A 22,894-nucleotide genomic window follows, 5' to 3' on the forward strand; every position below is an offset into this window, starting at 1 on the left:
TGCATGCAAAGTACGTATTCCAGGGAACAGTATTTATCTCTGTGTAAAGATATCGAAGAAGATGATTATCGTTATTATGTTCTTCATAATCCCATAATCTCAGATTATGACTATGATATGAAAATGCAGAAGCTTCTTGCTATAGAAGCTCAGCATCCCGAATGGAAGGCATTATGGTCTCCATCTATGCGTCTTGGAGATCGCACCTCAGGAAGTTTCCCTGTCATTACGCATTCTCATCCCATGCTCTCTATTGCTAATGCTTATACTCTGGAAGAACTTAATGATTTCTTTTCTCGTGTAGAGAAAGCTCTAGGGTATAATCCCGCATATACTCTTGAGCTGAAAATTGATGGTATTGCTGTAGCTATCCGTTATGAGCAGGGAATTCTTGTTCAAGCTTTAAGTCGTGGAAATGGTCGTAAGGGAGAAGATATTACAGCAAATATCCGTACAATACGCTCTCTTCCTCTCCGCTTGCCAAAAGAGGCCCCGGAGTTTCTTGAAGTTCGTGGTGAGGTATTCTTTACACGAGTGATTTTTGAACAGATAAATGCCGCGCAAAGACAAGCTGAAAAGCCAGAGTTTGCTAATCCTAGAAATGCTGCTGGAGGTACGCTAAAGCTTTTATCTGCTAAAGAAGCGGCACAAAGAAATCTAGAGATCTCTATTTATGGATCCTTGTGTAATGAGAATACAGAATCGCATTATGATAATCTTACACTATGTGAGGCGTGGGGATTTCCTGTATTTGGACAGCCACAAAAGTGTAAAACTATAGATGAAGTGGTGAAATCTCTTGATGAGGTGGAAATTCTTCGTGATCAGCTTCCTATGGAAATTGATGGTGTTGTAATTAAAGTAGACAATATCGAAGCTCAGAAAGCCTTAGGAATGACAGCAAAACATTATCGCTGGGCATTGGCTTATAAGTATGCTCCAGAGCAGGGCGAGACTATTTTAGAAGATATCTTAATTCAAGTAGGTAGAACGGGAGTATTAACTCCTGTGGCTAAGCTACAACCAGTATTTTTATCAGGATCAAGGGTTTCACGAGCTTCTTTATATAATGAGGAAGAAATCGAACGAAAAGATATCCGTATAGGCGATACTGTATATGTAGAAAAAGGCGGGGAAATTATCCCTAAAGTCGTTGGTGTATGCTTAGAAAAACGCCCTGAAGGTACGCGACCATGGATGATGCCAGAATACTGTCCGGTGTGTCATGGAAAAGTAACCCGTGAATCTGACAAGGTTTCTGTCCGGTGTGCTAATCCTTCGTGTTCAGCGGGAGCTATAGAGAAAATTCGTTTTTTTGTTGGAAGAGGAGCCCTAGATATTGATCATCTCGGGGAAAAAGTAATCACAAAGCTCTTTGACCTCGGGATAATTCATGGATGTTGTGATATTTTCCAAATTACTGAAGAAGATCTCCTTCAAGTGCCGGGATTTAAAGATAAATCTGTGAAGAATGTTCTTAAAAGCATAGAGAAGGCTAAGAAGGCTCCTCTAGATCGCTTTATTGCGGCCTTAGGAATTCCTTATGTTGGTATTGGAGGAGCCACCGCTCTTGCTCAGCATTTTTTTAATTTAGAAGCTGTCATGGGTGCTTCTTTAGAGGAACTAAAGGCTATCGAAGGGATTGGAGATAAGGTTGCTGAGTCTATAGTTGCCTACTTTAGTCAAGAAGACAATATTGAAGAGATTCAAAAAATGCTCTCTCTAGGGGTAAATATTTTGCCGTATCATAGGGAAAGAGCGTCATGTTTAGGAAAAACCTTTGTTATCACAGGCGCTCTTGAAAAAATGACAAGATCCGAGGCTGAGGCCTCTATTCGCAAATGTGGAGGTAGAGTAGGTTCTTCGGTCTCTAAAAGTACCGATTATCTTGTTGTGGGGGAGGGCCCTGGGTCTAAATTGAAAAAAGCTCAGGAACTTGGGATCCCTATTTTAACCGAAAGTGATTTGTTAAAAATCCTTTACCCTAGCTAGAATTTCGCTTTTTTATCTTTTTGTTAAGTTCTTAACTTTCATTATTAAGTAAATAACCTCTCTATTCTTCTCTTATATGATTTAATATAAATTCTTATGAGGTTATAATGTTTATCTAAAATTAAACATATTTTTAATATTGTTATATCTCGAGGTAGTCTGTGTCTATTTTCCTAGCCAACGGAGATACTAATCAAACCCCTCGGGGGCCGTCTTTTTCCCCGGTTCCCCCAGCATCTCCATTGAGCCCGGAGGCTACGGGGCTGCGTGCTTCCCTAACTACTCAACAAGCTCTTTTAGATACTGTAGAGGGGGAGATCTCCTCTATGGAGCAGACGGATCTGAAGAAGATGCGTTTATATAAGATTGCTCTTGTTATTCTGACAGTGATTGGGATGGCGATTCTTTTTGTCCTGCCAGTAGCTATGGTTTTCAATGTATCTATGTGGATTCCTATCGTGATTACTTTAGGAGTATCTTTAATTAGTGCAGCTGTCACCAATAAGCTAAGATCTCGTTGTGAGGAAATAAGATTAAAATATCGTTCACTACAGGTCTATCGTAGACATTTATTTAGCAAACATCCAGATCTCAAAAGCTCTACTTTATCTAAGTATCATATTGAGCTTCCTAAAGGGGGATCATTAAAAGAAAAGCTACTCGCTCAATTGCGTCCAGATATGCATCAAAATTCGTTTGATGGAGGCGCCTCTTTAGATCAGAATTTAGGTTTGTCAGGTGAAATAAACTCACGTTATCAGTGTGAAGCACTTTTAGGCGTGGATAATGTCAATGATGCGGCGTGGCAAAAACGTCTCACTGATGTATTGAATGCTAAAGTGGAATTATTAAAAAATAATTCTGCCTATGCAGCTTTACGAGGTCTTTCTAACTCTGCCCTGCAAGAAACTGGGGTAGACTTACCTACATTACTTCCAGGAATGGATTTCATAGATCTTGCTAAGTCTTTAATGAGCATCTGTGGATTCGGGAATAAAGTTGGTTTAGAGATCCGCCAATCCATCGATCAATATGAGCGTACGTATTTACATAGTAAGACGCTTGCCTCCTGGTTATATGATGTTTCTCCCGCAACACGGTTATATTTATCTCAGGAACGACAAACTGTTGATGTTACCCTAGATATGTTCACAAAGCTGCAAACCCATATCAATAAAGTACAGTTTGCCGATTGGGTAGTGCAGTTTGAAAATTGGAAAACGGATGTTTGTGCTTTAGCTGCAAACCCTGCGGATTTTGATCTACATAAAAAAATTGTAGCATGTGCAAATAAGCTCAATATTCATGAGGGGATAGATAAACCTCGCCAGGCTATGGTGAGAAATATCCTTATTCAGCTCGAAGCTATGATCACAGAATATCAATCTGGGAATTCGGTAAATGTAGATAGAATAAACGTGGATCTTCAAGCATCTATAAAAATAGAATTCAAGAAGATGTGTAAATCCTTGGGGAATAAGCACGCGAATCCTTCAGATTTATTGAATAATGTAGAAAGAGAGTTTATTGGTTATCTTGCAAGCTTAGGGAATTTGACTCCTTTATTTGACAAGATCTATAAATGTATACAGCTTGGAAAATTTGTCCGCATGGATATGGAAAAGGCTATCCAGAGACATCCTGATAATCAACGTATTAGAATTTTAAGCTCTATAGATCAGCTATTAGACTTGGTAAACAGAGATAGTTGGGGAGCTGTATCTGCGAAATCCATAGAAGAGATTCTCAAAGAAAAGCATGAGATTAAACAAGATTTAGAAAAAGCACGACAAAAGGTTGATCAGTGGAGCGAGAAATACAATAACTTTAAAGCTCAGAAGATGACCCGAGTCTTAATGCATGACTTTTCTGAAAGTTATTCTACGATAGAGTCTGAAATTGATAAGTTATCAAAAACACATCATCGGGCCTCTGATGTTGGGGATTTCATAGATGGTTGTCGTAGATTTTTAGATACCACTTATGGTGCTCTTGGAGGTTCTCAAAACCTTCCTACTAAAGAAGATATCACCGCATGGTCCGAAGAGTTTAAAACTCTAATTAACGAATTAGACAGCGTAATTCCTAGTATTCAGGCTACAGGACAAAGAATTCAAACTGAGGGCACCTCAGGGAAATCAATGTTGTTACAGGCAATTACTAGCAAAGAGTCGTCTTTAAAAGCCGCCTCCAAGAAAAAAGCAGCAGAACTCACAGCCACAATTAAAGGACAGCATTCTGGATCTCAGGAAAGTATCGCTACGCTGCTTAATGATGGTATTGTTCAGATACAGGCTCTTCTTGGAGGTATGGGAGATTTAGAGCAGTCTTTAAATGACCCTGACAATATTGTTGTTGAAGAGGTGGTTCGTGCATCTAACCATCTATTTTCAGTAATGCATAGTCCTAAATCTACTAAACTAGGAGATTTAGAAAAATTATTATCCATACGTAGTGAAGGTGTTGTTAATACATCAGCTACAGAGCAAAGAGGGGCTGCAGAAAGTACTTCGCAGACAGTTAGTGACGCTCAGAAGGTTGGTAAGAGTTTCTGGGAAACACGTAATAAGGATTTAGATAGCTTCTTAAAGCAGGTACAAAAAATCGCCAATAAATGGAACATGGGACAGTCTATCGTCATGTTTGTTTCAGGTTTGATTCTTCTTATTGTCAGTTTATCCCTATTATCACTACAGATGGTGTGGTTGCCTGTAGGTATCAGTGCTGTCGCTCTTGTTTTGCAGATCATTCCAATGTTCTTTAATCATATGATTGAGAAAAAGACTTTTGATGTACGCGCGGCATCTTTGGCAAAAGATATGCTTCCCTCGACAAAAATTCTTGCTTCAGAATTCGATAATCCAGATGTTCAGCGTCTTTCTCAGATTCAAGATATCTTGCAGCTAGAAGGTTATGAGCAGGCCTGGGCTAAAGGGATTATTAAAGATCTAGACAGTTCTCCTGTTGATAAGAAAGATGATTTCAAAAAATCGATCAAAGAACTTAAAAACTCGTCGAAATCTTTAAATAAAAGTATTAAGAAACGTTTCGGAACTACTGATCTACAAAGTGTTATAGATCGTAAAAAGTCTGCTACAGAAACTGTTCAGGAGACACAATCAGATGCTTCTTCTCAACAAGGACAAACTCCTGCAATAAATAGAGTAGTTACAAAACCTTCAGATCCTGCTAGAGAGGCTTCTATAGCTGCACGTCAGCATCGTCTAGACCAGATTATAGTGGAGATTTCCCGCATAGAGGAAGAGGAGAATAAGATAGTAGATTATCGTCTCCGCTATGGCGTGGAGATGACACGTTATGAGCAGCAATCTGCTTATCGCAATCAGTTGCAGAGGAAATTTGACGAGGCTAAAGCACAATTTTCTGTTTTGGAAAAAAATCTTGTAGAGAGCCAAGGCATGGTAGATATGTTTACCCAAGCGCTATCACAAGTACCTGCTGCACAAACGAATCCTGAGGAAATTAACAATAAGCTTGATGTTCTTCTTCAGTTAATGTTTAAAATTCACAATCCAAATACCAGTGCTAATGATGTACAAGGATCCAAGCAGCACTTTGACAATTTGGTTAAAGAAGCTGCTGATAGAGGAAATCTTCAAGATCTCCAAGATGCGTTAGAGGTATCTGCATGTGTAGGAAATAACGACGTAAGGTTAGATCAAACACGTAGAGATCAGCTTTCTCGCTTTCATCTTGCTAGGGCAGCTTCTCTACCTGGGGAAGATGCAGGATCGCAACGACCACGTTTTATGTCTCAAAGGTCTATAGTTGGTGAGCAAGAACTCGAAGTACGTAAGAGAGCTTTGGATTTCTTAGGTGTGAGTTATATCTCTCCATTCTTAGAATTTTCTTCCTCTACTATCTATGGGAAAGGAAGTTCTATGGCTCAAGATGCTTTGAGAGAGCTTCAACTTCTCAAATTGAAGGTAGATTCTGGAGATGAGATCTCTTCCGAAGAGTATAAGAAGTCAAAAAGACTTCTTTCCTCTTACTTAGATCTAGAAAGGCAACTATCTCCATTAGCTTATGGAACGTTATTAGGAGACGAGAACTTTATTAAAAGCATTCAAATGATGAGAGAGAAACAATCTCTTCAGGAGATCGTTGGCATCAATATCACCTTGGGTCGCCATGATCTATGTTCTTTAGCCATGAAACGAATCGACAGATGGATAAATAAGAAGGTCGAGAAAACAGAAAATAAAAATCTGATTTCTAGTGTATTAAAGGGTATTCAGGCTTACGACAGCTCTAGTTCTTCTGATAATCAAGAGAAGCTGCGCGAGCTGTATGGGAAACTAGTAAAACTTCCTAAGCACATTTTAATGCGTATAATAAAGGATTTCAAAGTTCAGGCTCTATTGACCACGCAAAAGATACAGGATGTTAAAGAAATGCAGAAGGAGCTCATCAAAGTTTCCAGTGTAGTTGAAGAGAAGGATAAGATGTTTGCTCAAAGTCGCGCATCCTGGGAGGATGAACTACGAAATTTATCACAGATACTTCAAGATTTGCAGACAAGAAAACAGCAACTAGTTCAAGAAAAATCCTCACTTCGAGATAGATTATTCTCAGATGAGATTGACAATTAGATAGAAAAAGGGGAGTTTACTGTACCTGGAAAGCCAGAAATTTTCAGATACAGTATTCTCTTAATCTATTTTCTCAGCGGCAAATATCCGCAATAGATAGGAAATAAGCTCGTGTAATTTGAACTTATGTGTTCTATAACCGATATAGCAATCGGGACGGATAATAAATAATGAATCCGGATTTGCATGATAAAGATTAGAAATTTTTTGATCTTTGGTAACAATTACTTCTAACCATTCCCCGTACTCTTCTTTGAGAGCCTGTTCTAGGTCATTACGTTCTTTAAAGAAGATCAGAAGATGCTTCGTACTCTTCAAACCATCTAATAAATAACTCCCGTTTTCAAGCTGCGCATTAATAGCACGCATTCCAGGACCGGGTCCAAGGACTTCTTTATCTTGAGAAGACATTTTAATAATATCACTATTTTGATATTTCAATGCCTTGTGGGGAGGATAGTAGTATTCTCCTCCGGAAACATCCAATTGACGGCAGCCCTTTAAGAAATAATACATAAGGGCTGGTGCATAAAGATTGGAAAACAATAGATTTTTAGCGCGTCTCTGTCTTTTCTCACTAAGATGGGGAAGAATATTCCCACTTTCATTTTCTTTAGCTGTTATGAGGTATTTTGAAGCAGCCTTTTTTACAACAGGAATAAGCTTCCATGTTAAGTTAAAGGCAGCATGGATATTTGAATTTATTCCTGTAAGATAAGAGAAATTCAAGTTATTGGCTAGATTCCCAACAAACAAGAAATTGCTGTAGTCCGTAGGATACTGATGGAAAACAGATTTTACATGATAATGTTCATCCGCAACAGCAAGATTATAATTATAGAGAAGCTTTTGCTTGTGTTTAACTGATAGAGGATAGGGAGTATTTGTTAAGCAAAGCTGCTTGGATCCTTTCTCATGATTATAAAAGACAAAATTTAAGAAACTTTTTGAGCTGGGCACAAGATGAACATGGCTTTCTTCAAAGGGTTCGCCTTCATCACAGTGAACAAAAAGAACTTCTTTTGATTGTTTGCGTAGTTTTAACTGAGTTTTAAAGAGATCTCGAATATCAGGATCGACGTCAGCTTCAGCAGCAATTACCCACTTAGGATTATAAATTTCTCGATTCTCGAAATTTTGTGATGTCTTAGTACTTTCAATAAAAATGCTGTTATCTACTAGAGTAACCGGACGTGTACCCCAATGTATAGCTCCCCCTTGTTCTTCAAACTTATGGATAAGGTGCTTGGTTAGTTCTTGATAAGAGGTCGATAAAGCAAAAGGGAAACGTGATTCCGATGCTTGGCTAAATTTAAACAAAACGGTGCGTTTCTTCCAGTGATAACGGGCGCCAAAGAGTTTATGACCCTTTTCTATGAAATTATCTAATAGACCCGCATTATCTAGAAGTTCTAGAGAAGAACAGGATAAAATAACAGGCAATTCCCTACAGTCTATAAAACTGGGATCATCTGGAGAATCTCGATGGTCTATAACTTTTGCAAGAATGCCATGCTGAATTAGCATGTTTGCTAAAATGAGACCCGTGGGGTTTGCACCTATGACTAACACATCTGTCATATCGATCTCTATAAGTAGAAGACACGAATAAACCTAGTATAAGGAAAAGGGTCAGATGAATCAAGCAGGTAATGATTTGAAAAAGCTTGTTAACCCGTTTCTTCCTGAGAAGTATTTTTAGATACACATATTAGATCGTATACGTTTATAAAATGGATTGAAAATACTCGACAATATCGCTAATAATGACTGCTAAATGTGGAGATGAACCCAGATTATGGTCAGTATTTTCATAGGTTTTAAATTCCGTATTTCCCGGAGCGGTATTTTTAAATAAATCCCGTTGAGTTAATGAAACTAAATTATCCTCAAGACCTTGTAAATGTAAAATAGGTATTCTCACGGGTAGAGAATTTAAAACAATATGATCTTGAAGAGAAAGAAAATCTTTTACATCCTCTTCACATACTACTAGAGGAGCTGGGCCAAATCCGAAATCTTTTCCAAGATTACCCACAATATTTGTGTTGTTTTTTACAGCTTCATACATTTCTTTAAATAGAATAGCTCCATCTGCAACCGGTGCCCAAATACTTATGGCGCGAATCTGAAACTGATTAGGGCTGTAAAAACTTGCTAAATGAAACGCTGTATGGCAGCCCAGGGAGAAACCAGCAATACCCAATCTATGCGGATTGATTTCAGGATACTGTATTACAGTATAAAGAATATCTTCACCATTTCTTAAGTAGGTTCTAATAGGTACTTCGGTAGCGATACCTTCGCTGTTGCCACATCCGGCCATATCGAAGCGTACACTAGCAATTCCTTCTTGAGCTAAAGAGCGTGCGATTTTTCTATAAGATCCTGTTAATCCTCCGACTGTGCTGCCTCGGAACCCATGAAATAGGATAACCATAGGGTAACCGTCTTTTGGCATTGGAGTTGTCGGTAAGTGTAGGGTCCCTACAAGATTATGCTCACCACTTTGTATATTGACTGCTCGACAGATTTCATTTTTCGGAGTCTTTGTTTTATTGATAATAAGTAGGGTGTCGGGAATTTCTGGGAAACCAGGGATTTTTACGGCTTCGGCGTATGATGCATTTGCTATTATGAAAAACAAAGAAATAAATGCGGATAATTTACGCATTTTAACTAACATGGAAGACAACCTAACTAAAAGATAATTAAAATAGGGTTTTATATTTTTTTTGTCAATGGGGCGTAAAGGAAAAGCGGGCCAAAACTATAACATAAGTTGTTTTTTATAAAAATTTTTAATCTTTTAGGACCCCTAAATAGAAGATACTTGTCTTTTCATCAAGTGAACGATACACTAGCCTTTATTTTATTTTAAAAAGATCTCTTTGTCAGGATATTATGCGGTACGATCCCAGTTTAATAGAAAAAAAATGGCAGGAATTTTGGAAGGAGCACAGAAGCTTCAAGGCGGATGAGGCCAGCGATAAACCAAAATATTATGTATTAGATATGTTTCCTTATCCTTCCGGAGCAGGATTACATGTTGGCCATTTGATAGGTTATACCGCTACAGATATTGTAGCCCGGTATAAAAGAGCTATGGGATATTCAGTTTTACATCCTATGGGTTGGGATAGTTTTGGATTGCCTGCAGAACAGTACGCTGTTAGGACGGGTACACATCCCAGAGAAACCACACAGAAGAATATAGAAAATTTTAGAAAGCAGCTTTCTGCTATGGGATTCTCTTATGATGAGGGTAGGGAGTTTGCCACTAGTGATCCGGATTATTATCGTTGGACACAAAAATTATTTCTTTTTCTTTATGAAAAGGGTCTTGCCTATATGGCAGATATGGCAGTTAATTATTGTCCAGAGCTAGGGACAGTTCTATCTAATGAAGAAGTGGAAAATGGTTTATCTGTAGAAGGAGGGTATCCTGTAGAGCGCAGAATGTTGCGCCAATGGATTTTACGTATTACAGCTTATGCAGATCAGCTTTTAGAGGGTTTAGAAGATCTTGATTGGCCAGAAAATGTTAAGCAGCTTCAGAGAAATTGGATAGGGAAGTCCGAAGGAGCTCTTGTTCGTTTTGAAGTGAGTAACCAAAACTTTTTAGAAGTATTTACAACGCGTCCCGACACCATATGCGGTGTATCATTTTTAGTAATTGCTCCAGAGCATCCTGAGGTTAATCAATTAATTTCTGAGAATCGTCGTGAAGCTGTAGAGGGCTATATTCGTTCTGCTCAAAGTAAAAGTGAAAGAGATCGTATAAGTGAGACTAAGGTAAAAAGTGGCGTATTTACAGGAACATACGCTAAACATCCTGTAACTGGAGCAGATATTCCTATTTGGATTTCAGATTATGTGATTTTGGGTTATGGCTCTGGTGTGGTTATGGGGGTTCCTGCCCATGACGAAAGAGATAGAGAATTTGCTGAAACCTTCTCGTTACCTATTTGTGAGGTTCTTGATCAAGATGGATATTGTGTTCATAGTAACCACGGAGACTTTCATTTAGATGGGCTTAGAGATCAAGAAGCTAAAGACTACATAATTGCTTATTTGCAAAAGAAAAATTTAGGGGAAGCTAAAGTTGCTTATAAGTTGCGTGATTGGTTGTTTTCCCGACAAAGATACTGGGGAGAACCAATTCCTATTATTCACTTTGAAGATGGCACTTGTCGTCCTTTAGAAGACGATGAGCTTCCTTTATTGCCTCCTGAAGTGCAGGATTATCGTCCTGAAGGTTTTGGTCAGGGACCTTTGGCAAAAGTAAAAGAGTGGGTGGATATTCATGATGTAAAAACTAACCGCTTAGGTAGACGTGAGACGCATACTATGCCACAATGGGCAGGATCATGTTGGTATTACCTACGTTTTTGTGATGCACATAATTCTCAAGCTCCTTGGTCTAATGAAAATGAAAGATACTGGATGCCCGTAGATCTATATATTGGGGGGGCAGAACACGCGGTTTTACACCTGTTATACTCACGTTTTTGGCATCGAGTATTTTATGAATCTGGTATGGTTTCTACTGCGGAGCCGTTTAAAAAGCTAATAAATCAAGGTTTAGTTCTTGCAACTTCTTATCGGATTCCTGGTAAGGGTTACGTTTGTCCTGAAGATGCTCGTGAAGATAATGGTGTTTGGACAAGTACTTCCGGAGAAGAACTAGAAGTGCGTCAAGAAAAGATGTCTAAATCCAAGCTAAATGGAGTAGATCCTCAAATCCTTATCGATGAATTTGGTGCAGATGCATTGCGTATGTACGCCATGTTTTCTGGACCTTTAGATAAAAATAAACTTTGGTGTAATCAAGGTGTTTCTGGCTGCAGACGCTTCCTCAATCGTTTCTATGAAATGGCAACATCGTCTTTGGTTCAAGATATTGATGATCCTAAAGGGATAGCTTTAGCACATAGATTGGTTCACCGGGTGAGTGAAGATATTGAAAAAATGTCTTTAAATACTATTCCATCTTCTTTTATGGAATTCATAAATGAATTTATGAAGCTTGATATTTATCCTAAATCGGCCTTAGCTATGGTTGTGCAGACTTTGGCTCCTATAGCCCCACACATTAGTGAGGAGCTATGGACAGTCTTAGGTTATGCTCCCGGTATAGATAGCGCAGGGTGGCCGAAAGTAGATCTTAAATATTTGGAAGATACTTCAGTCACATTTGTAATACAGGTAAACGGAAAGCTACGTGCACGCTTAGATATCGATAAGTCAATTTCTAAGGAAGATGTTCTGTCTTTAGCAAAAGAAGCTGTCGCTAAATATCTAGAAGATAAAGAAATTAAAAAGGAAGTTTTTGTTCCTAATAGATTGGTGAATTTTGTTCTATGATTAAACGTCGACTGACTAAGTTACATACTTTTCTATATGATTGTTTTTTAATCTTGGCGTTTACAATAGCGCTTCCTAGAATTCTTTATAAAAGATTCGTTCATGGTAAATATAAGAAAGCATTAAAAATTCGTTTTGGTTTAACGAAACCTCAATTACCTGGAGAAGGTCCTGTAGTTTGGTTTCACGGCGCTTCTGTAGGTGAGGTATCTCTTCTTGTCCCTGTTGTACAGAAGTTCATGAAAGATTATCCCCATTGGCGTTGTGTTGTCACTGCCTGTACTGAATCTGGATATGAGAATGCGGAAAGGTTATTCGGGCCTATAGGAGTTACAACCTTCATTTTGCCTTTAGATTTAAGTTTGATTATTAAACCTGTCGTTAGAGCTATTTCACCATCTCTGCTTGTATTTTCAGAAGGAGATTGCTGGTTAAATTTTCTTGAAGAATCAAAGAAAGTAGGAGCTACAGCAATCGTAATTAATGGCAAGCTTTCCGCAAACTCTTGTAAATGGTTCACAGTTTTAAAACGGTTTGGTAGGAACTATTTTTCTCCTATAGATGGATTTTTACTTCAAGACGATCAACATAAAGCGCGTTTTTTACGTCTTGGTGTCGATGAGAAGAAGATAACAGTCACAGGAAATATTAAAACCTATACGGAAACTTCGTCTGAAAATAACAAACGGAGTTATTGGAGAGAGAAGCTTCAAATATCTCACGATGCAGAATTGCTTGTTTTAGGTTCGACACATCCTAAGGATGTTGATGCTTGGATTCCTGTAATTCGTCAACTTCGTCATAGAAATCTCAAAGTGCTTTGGGTGCCTCGTCATATCGAGAGAACTAAAGAATTAGAAAGTCTCTTAGTAAAAGAAAATATTTCTTATGGATTATGGAGCTTGGAAGCTACATTTGATAACAATGATGCGATTATTGTCGATGCTATAGGTTGGTTAAAACAACTATATTTTGCTGCCGATCTTGCTTTTGTCGGTGGTACATTTGATGATAGGATAGGGGGACATAATCTTTTAGAACCTCTGCAATGCGGTGTCCCATTAATTTTTGGCCCCTATATTAAATCTCAATCAGATTTAGCCACACGTCTATTATCGATAGGAGCTGGTTGCTGTTTAGAAAAGAAAGACATGTTAGAGGTGATAACCTCTTTACTTGATCACCCTGAAGAAAGAGTTGCCTATATTCAGAAGGGGAATACGTTCTTGCATGAAGAAAGAGCGGCTTTTGATTGTACCTGGGAATCTTTTAAGAGATATATCCCTTGTGTAAAAATATAGAACTTTGCTAAAGTCTTTTACTTATCGCGGGATAGAGTAGTGGTCATCTCGTTGGGCTCATAACCCAAAGGTCGGAGGTTCGAATCCTTCTCCCGCTATTAATTTTACCATCTAGTGTGGCGGTATAGCTCAGATGGTTAGAGCAGCAGAATCATAATCTGCGAGTCGTTGGTTCAAGTCCGACTACCGCTATTTTTCTTCTATAAGCATCTTTTTAGAGAGTAGTTTTTTTGAAGTAGCCAGCTATGTTGCCTTAAAAGGTGCTTATTTTTCTCCTCTACTTTCTATTCCCATAATAATGTTAGTGGCCTTTGATCTACTAAACGTTCCTCTCCAAAGTACTGCAGCGGTCCAGGGAAACAATAAAGATCTTTCATTAAGCATGTATCACTTTGATTTAGTAAATATTGTACTTCTGGAGCATTAGGATTTACAGAATCAGTTTTAATTACCGGAGTATCTTCTCCTAAGCGATGTTCCAATTGCATCATTTTATATAGGGGCGTAGCTCCACCAATCCATTCACTATAGGAACGAGCCAGGTTATTGATGGTTACCATATAACCAGTCCGTTGTCTAACGAGAAAAAGAGCGGAAATAATGCCCAAGGCTAGTCCATAATTTGCATCAAAATTTGAAGGAAATCCTGCTCGAGATTCATAGCCAAAAAAGTGGTTTACAGGTTGGAATTCCATGCTTGGTTCTATTTTCTGGATTTCCTTTTTTATTAATGCGGCTAAGAGTTCTTCGGTGGCAATTTTAGATACACGTACGTTTCCATAAGAATCTCTAGCAATGAGTAATTGATGAGCAATTTCTGTAGGTAGAGAAGAAAATGTCTTCAGGGATTCTGGAGAAAGCTTTTTATTTATATTATCTAAATTCAGATTGTTGTCTAACAATAAGACATTCAATTCATTAATCAGCTTTCTTGTGTCAAATACATGTTCGATCAAGCCTTCAGGAATAAGTATCGTACTATAATTTTTCCCCGACCTGTAACGGTTTACTAAGCCCATAGCGATATGTTCGCTAAGTTTTTGTAGGGAAATCTTTCTCATAGCGATATGTTCGCTAATGAGAGTAACATTAGGTAAGGTCTGCAAACCACATTCTAAAGTTGTATAGGAAGCTTTTTGTCCCATGAGACGGACAAAGTGATGATACTTTTTTATAGATAAAGTGTCTTTTTCTAAATTTCCGATCATTTCTGAATAGATGCGGCAAGAAGTATGAAAGCCTAATGGTGTTTCAATCCAGAAATTTTTAAGATCTCCATCAATAGTTTTAGGCACTCCTATAATAGGAATATTGCAGTTATGCTTAAGGAAATACTCAGCGAGCATTGCAGTGTCAGTATTAGAATCATTTCCTCCTATAATGAGTAAACCATCAAGCTTAAGCTTTTTCACATTAGTGAGAATTGTGCTTTTTTGTTCCTTGGTTTTGATTTTCTCTTTACTGGAAGAGAGCATGTCAAAACCACCAACATTGTAATAATCATAAATTACAGAAATATCGAGATCTTTGTACAATCCACGCGTTAATCCCAAAGGGCCTTGGATAAACCCATAGAGCTTTGTTTTAGGATTGAAGGCCCGTAAGCCTTCAAAGAGTCCTATAACTACGTTATGGCCTCCAGGTGCCTGACCTCCAGAAAGTAAAACACCAATCTTTAATGGTCGTGAAGGTGAGGTTTCTCCTTTTTCTATAGTTACTTCAGGAATAGAACATAAATTAGGAATATATTCTTGAAGATCTTTAGGGATAGATGGAGGCTCTGTAGAATCTATAATATGTAGCGATGTGATACCGTTTAAAAAACTTAGAGTTTCTGGACGATAGTGCAAGCGTTGCAATTCAAAGTAACTTTTATTTACAGAGAGAAGCTCCATAGGTAGTTCCTAGGGAATAAGTTGATGTTTTAACCATTGTACAAGTTCTAGTAACATAGAGCAAGACCGAGGAATATGATGTCCTGTATTTGGATATGTACGGATCTCACAAAGATTCGGTTTATGACTCATAGCCTTGGCAAAGAGTTTCTGATGGTGCAGAGATACAGTTGTATCATCTTCTCCTTGCATATGTAGTATAGATAGAGAATCAGAAAATTTAGGAACTTCTTTAGTCACATCCATTTCAATGAATTGTGAACAAAATGTTTTGTTTATTGGCATCCCTGCATAGAGAATATCTTCAGAGGATGGAGCATGAGCGATAAGATTATTAGGAATATTGATAGCTTCCTGTAGCCATATAGCACCTTGAATTGTTGGTGCCCATACAGCAAGGCTTTTTACATATTGTAGAGTAGGCATATTTAATAAAGCTAATGTTGCTCCTAATGAAGAGCCAAAAACGGCAATATTTTTCGTATCGATATTATTTAAGCCATAACCATGGGAAACAATCTCATTTGCACTAGTGATATAATCACTAAATGAGAAGTCGTATAGGGAACCCTCGGCATCACCGTGTCCAGGAAGATCAACACGTAAAACAGCGATACCATGTTCTGTGAGTTTTTCAGCAAGCTGCACATGAGTGCGTTTGGAGCCAATTTTACTTGAGGCTAATCCATGAAGAGTAATCACCAATGGGTAGGGAGCACAAGCCTGCAAAGGTGTATGAAGAACACCAAAAGTTGTGATGTTATTGAGAATATTAAATTTTATAACATGGCGTTGTTCATGTTTGTGGCATGTAGTGCTCATTCGGTTATATTTCTCCTAAGTTTGTGGAGGCTTTCACAATGTTAATTTAATTTTTTAAAAAGAATTCGTCGAGAAGAAACTCCGCTTCTTATTTTCTAATTTTAAGGACGTAGGAATAATGAGATTAGTAATCACAGTCAGGAATTTCCATACAGATTGAGCATCTTTTTTGCCATTCATTATGATTGAGGAGTAGGGTCAGCGGAGGAAAATGATCGGAATGTGCGTTTGGTGGTGTATCGATTTGTAGGGGTCCTAAAAAGCGATAGGAATCTTCAAGAGCCCAGATTTTTCTATATAGCTTAAACTTAAGGAAAGCTGGGCTACTTATATCTATCAAGCTCTTTTTTATTAGGGGTTTTATGGTTCTGTCTGATTTTTTCTTTGTTGTAAACATTTTCACAATAGGCATGGCACGTAGCCGCCATTTATCCACTATATTGATTAGAGACTCAATAACTGTGAGATAACCATTACAGCGGTTAAATGTTAGAACTCCTGCACCATAACCTAGAGCATAACTGTAAGTATTATCGAATTTTGTGGGTAAACAGGATCTTCCTTCGTAACCTAGAAAATGTGAGATCGCATTAAAGGGAACATTTTTGAAATGTTTTTTTAAATGATTGTCTACAAGATGGATGAGAAGCTTATCTACACTAATTTTAGATACGTAGACATTTCCGTGAGCATCTCTATCATTGAGAAGTTGATTGGCAATGGCTTCAGGGAAGCTTTTTAATAATTTTTGAGATTCTCGAGATAATGATGAGAATTTATCCATATCTTCGGGGATTCTTTCTATTTCTTTAACAAGATTATTAATCTCAGGAATAAACTCGATAATGCCCTCAGGAATAAGAATAATTCCGTAATATTTTCCCATAGCGGCTCTATCAGCAATGATAGAACATACCTTATGAATGATCGTTTTTAAGGGAACATTCTTTTCTGCGATTTCTTCGCCAATAAGCGTGATATTTGGATGGGTTTGTAGGGTACATTCTAAAGCAATATGGGATGCTGATCGGCCCATAAGCTTTATAAAATGATAATGTGCTTTGCAAGATAGTGTATCCCTGGAGATATTACTAATGATTGAAGAATAAAACTTTGTTGCTGAATCAAATCCGAAAGTAAGGTCTAAAAATAAATGTTGGAGATCTCCATCAATAGTTTTAGGAACCCCTACAACACACGTTTTAGGGTGATGCTGAGAAAAATATTCTGCAAGAATCGCGGTTGCTGTATTCGAGCCATCCCCACCAATAATTACTAAACCATCAAGATCTAAAGCTTGCACTGTTTTTAAACACGCAGCTTTATTTTCTTCGGTGATGATATTCGTTCTCCCTGTTCCTATACAGTTAAAACCTCCAGAATTTCTAAAGCATTCCATAAATTCTTCGGTAATCTCTACCGTGTTGTTGTTAAGAATACCCTGACCGTTATTTAGAAATCCTATTAGGGAGCTATCTGGATGGATTTTTTTTAAACTATGTAATAATCCCCAAATGACATTATGCCCACCGGGAGCAGGTCCTCCAGACAGCATCACACCAACTTTTAATGGATATATAGGTGGTACAGTTCCTGAGGTGAATTTTAAATAGGGGCTGTCATAAGTATTAGGGAAAAGTTTAGCCACATCAGCATCAAATTTAGGAGAAAAACGTAGATCGTTGGTGGGAATCAAAGAGGGGAATTTTTGTAGTTCTCTAGGCAAAGGGGGTGTGCCTGGAATAACTACACCATTGAGATCGCTAAAGTTTGGATGCATAACAATTAATGGATACGGTTATTTTCGTAAGTTAGTTGTGTTTTTCTTTATCGACAACGAGAAAACCTTCTTTTAGAAGGTTTATTTATCTCGTTGTTAAGGAATATTCAGTTTAGATAAGACCGAGAATTTTCCACCACAAGCTGCCAATACCGATCCAAATGACGATATTTACAATGCTGAGCACAAAACCAGATCTCCACCAATCTTTGACCGAAACAAGTTGGGAGCCAAAATAGAGGGGAGCGGGTCCTGAACCATAGTGCGTGAGCCCCCCGAATAAGTTACTTGAAAAAGCAAGTACTAGGCAGGCAAAAATTGGGTTTGTTCCTAATGATATAGAAACTGCTAAGAATACTGGGAACATTGCTCCGATATGTGCTGTATTACTTGCAAATAGATAGTGCGAGTAAAAGTACATAAGGAAGAGGATTAGGAAGCCTACTTTCCAAGATAATCCTGCAACTCCTGCAGCTACAGAATCACCAATTAGAGGAATAAAACCGAGTTGATTCAGGAATGATGCCATCATAATTAGAGCACCGAACCAAATAAAAGTTTCCCATGCAGTAGTATTGGCCATAACATCTTTATGCCAATCTAAAATATTCGTAAGGATGAGTAGGGATAAACCGATTAGGGCTGCTGTTGTTGCTGAGATTCTTAATAAGTCTCCAAATGTCCATAAAACAACAAGAAGAATGAAAATCATTAAGATGATTTTCTCACCTTTTTTCAAAGGTCCCATTTCTTTAAGACGTAATTTTGCTGTGCGGATTGCTTCTTCACAGGAACTAATTGTTGGTGGATAGAGCTTATAAAGTACTATAGGCATAAGCACTAAGCTAAGTAATCCAGGAATTACCGCAGCTTTTGCCCATGTTGCCCAAGTTAGAGCGACTCCAGCATTACTTGCTAGAGCTGCTACTAGAGGATTACCGGCCATGGCTGTAAGAAACATGGCACTAGTAATTACAGAACTTTGGTATGCAACTTTAATTAAAAAGGATCCAATTAGGCTTTCTGTACCTTTTTCTGCAGAGCTTCCAAATGATTCTGATAATCCCATAACTACAGGATAGAGAATACCTCCGGAACGTGCTGTTACACTGGGAATCGCAGGGGCTAGCAGGAAATCCGTGATTACTAAACCATAGCTTAATCCTAAAGGATTTTTTCCTAAAATGCTGACGAAAAAATAAGCAACACGTTCTCCAAGCCCTGTTTTAATAATACCTTTCGCTATGGAAAAGGATAAGAAGACTAACCAGGCTATTGGATTATGAAATCCCGACAACCCTTGTTCTAGGGTTAAGGTTTGGGTAAGTAAAAGTGTGGAAATCCCAATAATGACTATGGCTCCCATAGGCACTGGCTGTAGAATAATTCCTAAAATTGTCGTTGTAAATACAGCGAATAGATGCCAAGCATTAGGGTTTATCGCTTCCGGGTGAGGGCAAAACCATATACCTAAGAGTACGAGAGTGAGGAATAAAAGAGATAGGAAACGTTTTTGTTTATTCACTTGGGACCTCTTTGCGTTATGGTCTGTTGGAAAATCCCTTGGGGTTAAGGCTCTATAGGAAAATCTTCGAGCCATTTTTCCATTTCTTCTAGGGTGTCGTTAATGAGTTCTGGTGAGGATAGAAGTTCTTGAAGACAGGACTCAATAGTTTCTTCATTTATAATGTTCGTTACGTCTTCCATGCTGATGAAAGTTACATCTACGAGACCGGCATTAAAAGCTTTGCTAATTGGATAGAATAATTCCCCGGGATACAATGCACATATAGCAGCTATGAGACTGTCCCAAGCAAAAGAAGGACTTTTTTCTAATCTATAATTTAGCAATTCTCCAAAATAACGAATAGTTGTATCTCTAGAGATCTTTTTTGTTCCTACAAGATGTACAAGGCTAGAAATTCCTGCAGCTTTTACGTAAGGATTGATCCTAGGAGTTTCTATAAGCTCTTTAATCAAAGATTCATCGTCACACACACTAGCAAGAATTCTTGGAAGATCTTCGGTAAGAACATCACCAGCAATTGCGTGGGGTGTATCATCAGTATAGGAAAAAAGTTTGATGATTAATGGAAGAGCTCGGCTTTCTCGAAACTGTGCTAGTAAATACATAGCATAGAGATGCCCTTGGTAACTACCATCGTTGATTAATTCTGGTACGCGTTCCGTAGCGTCTTCAAGAATCTGAAGTAGATAGGGAGTAATTTGCGTATGTTTGACGATAGCAGCTTCTATAGCTTCTCTGGGAAGTGTCCCTTCGTCGTAAGCGAGGTCTTCCAAGATATGAGAAATTTCCATCGTCAATGATGCTCCATTTCAATGGCTGTTAGTTTGATTCGTAGCATGCTCAACTTCTTCCTGTCAATGATTTACACATAACGCCTAAAGCGCTCGATAACGATTTTTACATGCTATTGAGAGGCAATTCTCTAGGTGATGTATAAGACTATTTTTATCTTTGTAATTGTTGTTTCACAATCATGTAATTTAAGACAAATCGTAAGATGAGTATGCATCGCAGTATACATAACTCTTCACATACTACAAAGAACTTTAGATATTCAGGTCCCGTCTAATTTTTTTTGTTTAATTTAAACAAGTGCTTTCTCTTGAGATGTATAAGATGAGCTGCATTCGGTATCTTCTAGAGAAAATATCGGAATGGCATCAAGAAGCTCTTGGGTCTTTTCATGTTTGGGGTTTAAGAAAATTTTATCTCTAGGGCCATATTCTATAAGGGATCCTTTATCCATAACAGCAATAGTATCTGCAATATAGTAAGCTGCCGACATATCATGTGTGATGAAGAGTAGCGTACTTTCGCATTGCTGCTTTATTGTTTGAAAAAGTTCTAATATGAGTGATTGATTCAGGGTGTCTAGAGCAGATATTGGTTCGTCACAAATAAGGAGATCGGGTTCACATACTAAAGCTTTTGCAATCGCTACACGTTGTTTTTGACCCCCGCTCAGTTTATGAGGTTTTAAGCGCAGTACAGATAGCGGTAGATTAACGAGTTGTAAAACACGTTGGATTTTTTCTTTCTGTTTTTCTTTAGAGTACGTTCCTATGATATGCAGAGGTTCTAAAATGAGATCTTCGATACTCATTGTAGGATTTAAACTTGAGTGCACATCTTGCCAAACAATTTGTACTGTTTTTGCTTTTGGTGTTTTAGGATCAACATGAAAGGTGATAGTACCTTGATTGGGGTGCATTAATCCTAAAATAGCCAGAGCTAATGAAGACTTCCCTGATCCACTGGCGCCAACAATTGTCAGACACTCTCCCTTTTTTAATTGGAGATTGATGTCGTTAAGAATAACTTGTTTCCTAATCGCAATGGAGAGATTATTTATAGTTACTAAATTAGTCATGGATTGTCTGTAAGGTATCTGTATTTCTTAAATTTGCAAGCTTCGCTTTTAAAATAGGCGAGGAAGAGGCTGTGAGAGGAATTTTCGATACAGCTTTGAGAAGACGTTTTGTATAGGAATGTTGTGGAGAAGAAAAAATCTCTTTCACACTTCCAGTTTCTATAAGTTGGCCATCTTTAATAATCGCAATATCGTCACAGAGTTCTGTTACTAGTGCTAGATTGTGGGTGACTAGCAACATCGCTGTGTTATTCTCTTTATGAACCTTACGCAATATACGCAATACTTGAGCTTGTGATACAGAATCAAGAGCTGTTGTAGGTTCGTCAGCAAGAATAAGTTCTGGAGAGCTAGCTAAAGATATAGCGATTACTGTGCGTTGACGCATACCACCACTTAATTCAAAAGGATAGAGATGAAAACAACGTTCTGGATTAGGTATGCGTACACTTCTTAATAGTTCTATAGCTTTTGAATAAGCTTCTTTTTTCGTTATAGGATTATGTTGTCGTAAGGTTTCTACAATTTGCGCCCCTATACGCATAGATGGTGTGAGGGATCCCATGGCATTTTGTAATACCGTAGCTATTTTCCTCCCTCGAATTTTTTGGAAATTTTTATACGACATTGTTTTTAGATTCTGATCTTCAAAGAAGATATTCCCTTCTACAATTTCACAATTGTCTGGAAGGAAACCAAGAATTGCCTTAGTAATTGTTGTTTTCCCAGAGCCGTTCTCTCCTACTAAAGCTAAGCTATGTTGTTTTTTGATAGTAAGACTAAGATTGTCTATTAGCAATCTACGTGGATTATTGGATGCTATCGTAAGGTTTTGTATGTTGAGTAGCGTGTTAGGCATGAGAGTTTTCCTCTATGAATAGAGCTTTCGCTCCTTCTCCGATTAGGTTAAAGCTTATTGAGAGTGTAATCATGAAAAATGATGGAATGAAAAACAGCCAGGGGTAGTAATCAATAGCATTAATACCTTCTTTTACTAATGTTCCTAAGCTAGCTTGAGGAGGTTGGATTCCTAAGCCTAAAAAGCTAATAAAGGCTTCTGTATATATTGCTCCAGGAATAGTAAAAATGAGCGTAGAGATAATCGGAGTAAGTGTATTGGGTAGAAGATGCTTCCTCAGAATATGAAATGTAGACGCGTTCATGGTCTTTGCAGAAAGTACAAACTCTTTATTTTCTAATAATAAGAATTGTCCATAGATAATTCGTGCTATGGGTATCCATCCTGTAAGTGTCATAGCGAGAATTAAGGGAAGAATCCCGTGATCAAAAATCACAAGAAGAAGAATAATTACAGGAATTCTAGGAATTGAAAATAAAATTTCTGTAATACGCATCATTAGAAAGGCAACTTTTTTGCCCGAAGATAGGGCTACCGTAGACCAAAGAAGCCCCACTAAGACATCTATGAGAGTTGCAGTTACAGCAATCAGTAATGATAAGCGAATACCTTGAATAGTTCTAGCCAACATACAACGTCCTAGAGAATCTGTTCCAAAAGGAAACATTTTCCCTGGTTGGGCTAAAGTATGTTCTAAAGAAGTTTGTTCGTAATTAGGATAAATCCATGGAAGAAGAATGGCACCGAGGATTAAAGTCCCAAGTATGGAGATTCCTGCCATAAACATGGTATTTCCTTTCATACGTTGCCAAAGAGTGGGTTGAGAAAATTTTAAAGGAATATCCATGAAGTTTTTCGATCGCCTTA

Annotated in this window: 14 protein-coding genes and 2 tRNA genes; 6 read left to right on the plus strand and 10 right to left on the minus strand. The window is 38.0% G+C overall.

Annotated features, from left to right (window positions below; translation table 11 throughout):
- Positions 1-3: 3 nt before the first annotated feature.
- Both ligA and O1W70_RS05105 read left to right on the plus strand, forming a co-directional pair.
- The gene (gene ligA / locus O1W70_RS05100; protein WP_332381497.1) at positions 4-1,992 is read left to right on the plus strand and encodes an NAD-dependent DNA ligase LigA; all 1,989 of its coding nucleotides are present in this window, start codon (positions 4-6) and stop codon (positions 1,990-1,992) included.
- Positions 1,993-2,153: 161 nt separating this feature from the next.
- Complete coding sequence (locus O1W70_RS05105; RefSeq protein ID WP_332381496.1) at positions 2,154-6,605, plus strand: hypothetical protein; 4,452 nt, start codon at positions 2,154-2,156, stop codon at positions 6,603-6,605.
- Positions 6,606-6,665: 60 nt separating this feature from the next.
- On the opposite strand, the gene O1W70_RS05110 is transcribed toward O1W70_RS05105, so the two are convergent.
- Positions 6,666-8,186 (minus strand): FAD-dependent monooxygenase, encoded by a 1,521-nt coding sequence (locus O1W70_RS05110; protein ID WP_332381495.1) that lies wholly within the window; start codon positions 8,184-8,186, stop codon positions 6,666-6,668.
- A gap of 145 nt (positions 8,187-8,331) precedes the next feature.
- Complete coding sequence (locus O1W70_RS05115) at positions 8,332-9,279, minus strand: alpha/beta hydrolase (RefSeq protein WP_332381681.1); 948 nt, start codon at positions 9,277-9,279, stop codon at positions 8,332-8,334.
- A gap of 230 nt (positions 9,280-9,509) precedes the next feature.
- Between O1W70_RS05115 and leuS the strand changes: the two genes are divergently transcribed.
- The 4 genes from leuS (at position 9,510) to O1W70_RS05135 (ending at position 13,465) form a co-directional block, all read left to right on the plus strand.
- Positions 9,510-11,972, plus strand: coding sequence for a leucine--tRNA ligase (leuS, locus tag O1W70_RS05120; RefSeq protein ID WP_332381494.1), 2,463 nt, complete (start codon positions 9,510-9,512; stop codon positions 11,970-11,972).
- Positions 11,969-13,273 (plus strand): lipid IV(A) 3-deoxy-D-manno-octulosonic acid transferase, encoded by a 1,305-nt coding sequence (waaA, locus tag O1W70_RS05125; RefSeq protein ID WP_332381493.1) that lies wholly within the window; start codon positions 11,969-11,971, stop codon positions 13,271-13,273. The genes leuS and waaA overlap by 4 nt, the downstream gene beginning before the upstream one ends.
- Positions 13,274-13,298: 25 nt before the next feature.
- Positions 13,299-13,371 (plus strand) — tRNA-Met (locus O1W70_RS05130).
- 20 nt (positions 13,372-13,391) lie between these two features.
- A tRNA-Met gene (locus O1W70_RS05135) sits at positions 13,392-13,465 on the plus strand.
- A gap of 92 nt (positions 13,466-13,557) precedes the next feature.
- On the opposite strand, the gene O1W70_RS05140 is transcribed toward O1W70_RS05135, so the two are convergent.
- The 8 genes from O1W70_RS05140 to O1W70_RS05175 all read right to left on the minus strand — a co-directional run bounded on the left by O1W70_RS05140 (position 13,558) and on the right by O1W70_RS05175 (position 22,874).
- Complete coding sequence (locus O1W70_RS05140) at positions 13,558-15,168, minus strand: diphosphate--fructose-6-phosphate 1-phosphotransferase (protein WP_332381492.1); 1,611 nt, start codon at positions 15,166-15,168, stop codon at positions 13,558-13,560.
- A gap of 9 nt (positions 15,169-15,177) precedes the next feature.
- A complete protein-coding gene (locus O1W70_RS05145; protein ID WP_332381491.1) occupies positions 15,178-15,990 on the minus strand; it encodes an alpha/beta hydrolase in 813 nt (270 codons plus the stop codon).
- A 124-nt stretch (positions 15,991-16,114) separates the two neighbouring features.
- Positions 16,115-17,770: a diphosphate--fructose-6-phosphate 1-phosphotransferase gene (locus O1W70_RS05150; protein WP_332381490.1), complete on the minus strand. Its 1,656-nt coding sequence runs from the start codon at positions 17,768-17,770 to the stop codon at positions 16,115-16,117.
- A 112-nt stretch (positions 17,771-17,882) separates the two neighbouring features.
- Positions 17,883-19,295, minus strand: coding sequence for an anion permease (locus O1W70_RS05155; protein WP_332381489.1), 1,413 nt, complete (start codon positions 19,293-19,295; stop codon positions 17,883-17,885).
- A gap of 44 nt (positions 19,296-19,339) precedes the next feature.
- On the minus strand, positions 19,340-20,095 hold the full coding sequence (locus tag O1W70_RS05160; RefSeq protein ID WP_332381488.1) for a DUF1186 domain-containing protein: 756 nt from the start codon (positions 20,093-20,095) through the stop codon (positions 19,340-19,342).
- Positions 20,096-20,382: 287 nt separating this feature from the next.
- On the minus strand, positions 20,383-21,168 hold the full coding sequence (locus O1W70_RS05165) for an ABC transporter ATP-binding protein (RefSeq protein ID WP_332381487.1): 786 nt from the start codon (positions 21,166-21,168) through the stop codon (positions 20,383-20,385).
- Complete coding sequence (locus tag O1W70_RS05170) at positions 21,161-22,027, minus strand: ABC transporter ATP-binding protein (protein WP_332381486.1); 867 nt, start codon at positions 22,025-22,027, stop codon at positions 21,161-21,163. The genes O1W70_RS05165 and O1W70_RS05170 overlap by 8 nt, the downstream gene beginning before the upstream one ends.
- Positions 22,020-22,874: an ABC transporter permease gene (locus O1W70_RS05175; RefSeq protein WP_375797224.1), complete on the minus strand. Its 855-nt coding sequence runs from the start codon at positions 22,872-22,874 to the stop codon at positions 22,020-22,022. The genes O1W70_RS05170 and O1W70_RS05175 overlap by 8 nt, the downstream gene beginning before the upstream one ends.
- Between the last annotated feature and the right edge of the window lie 20 nt (positions 22,875-22,894).

This window comes from Chlamydia sp. 16-02, assembly GCF_042235055.1.
Lineage (GTDB): Bacteria > Chlamydiota > Chlamydiia > Chlamydiales > Chlamydiaceae > Chlamydia.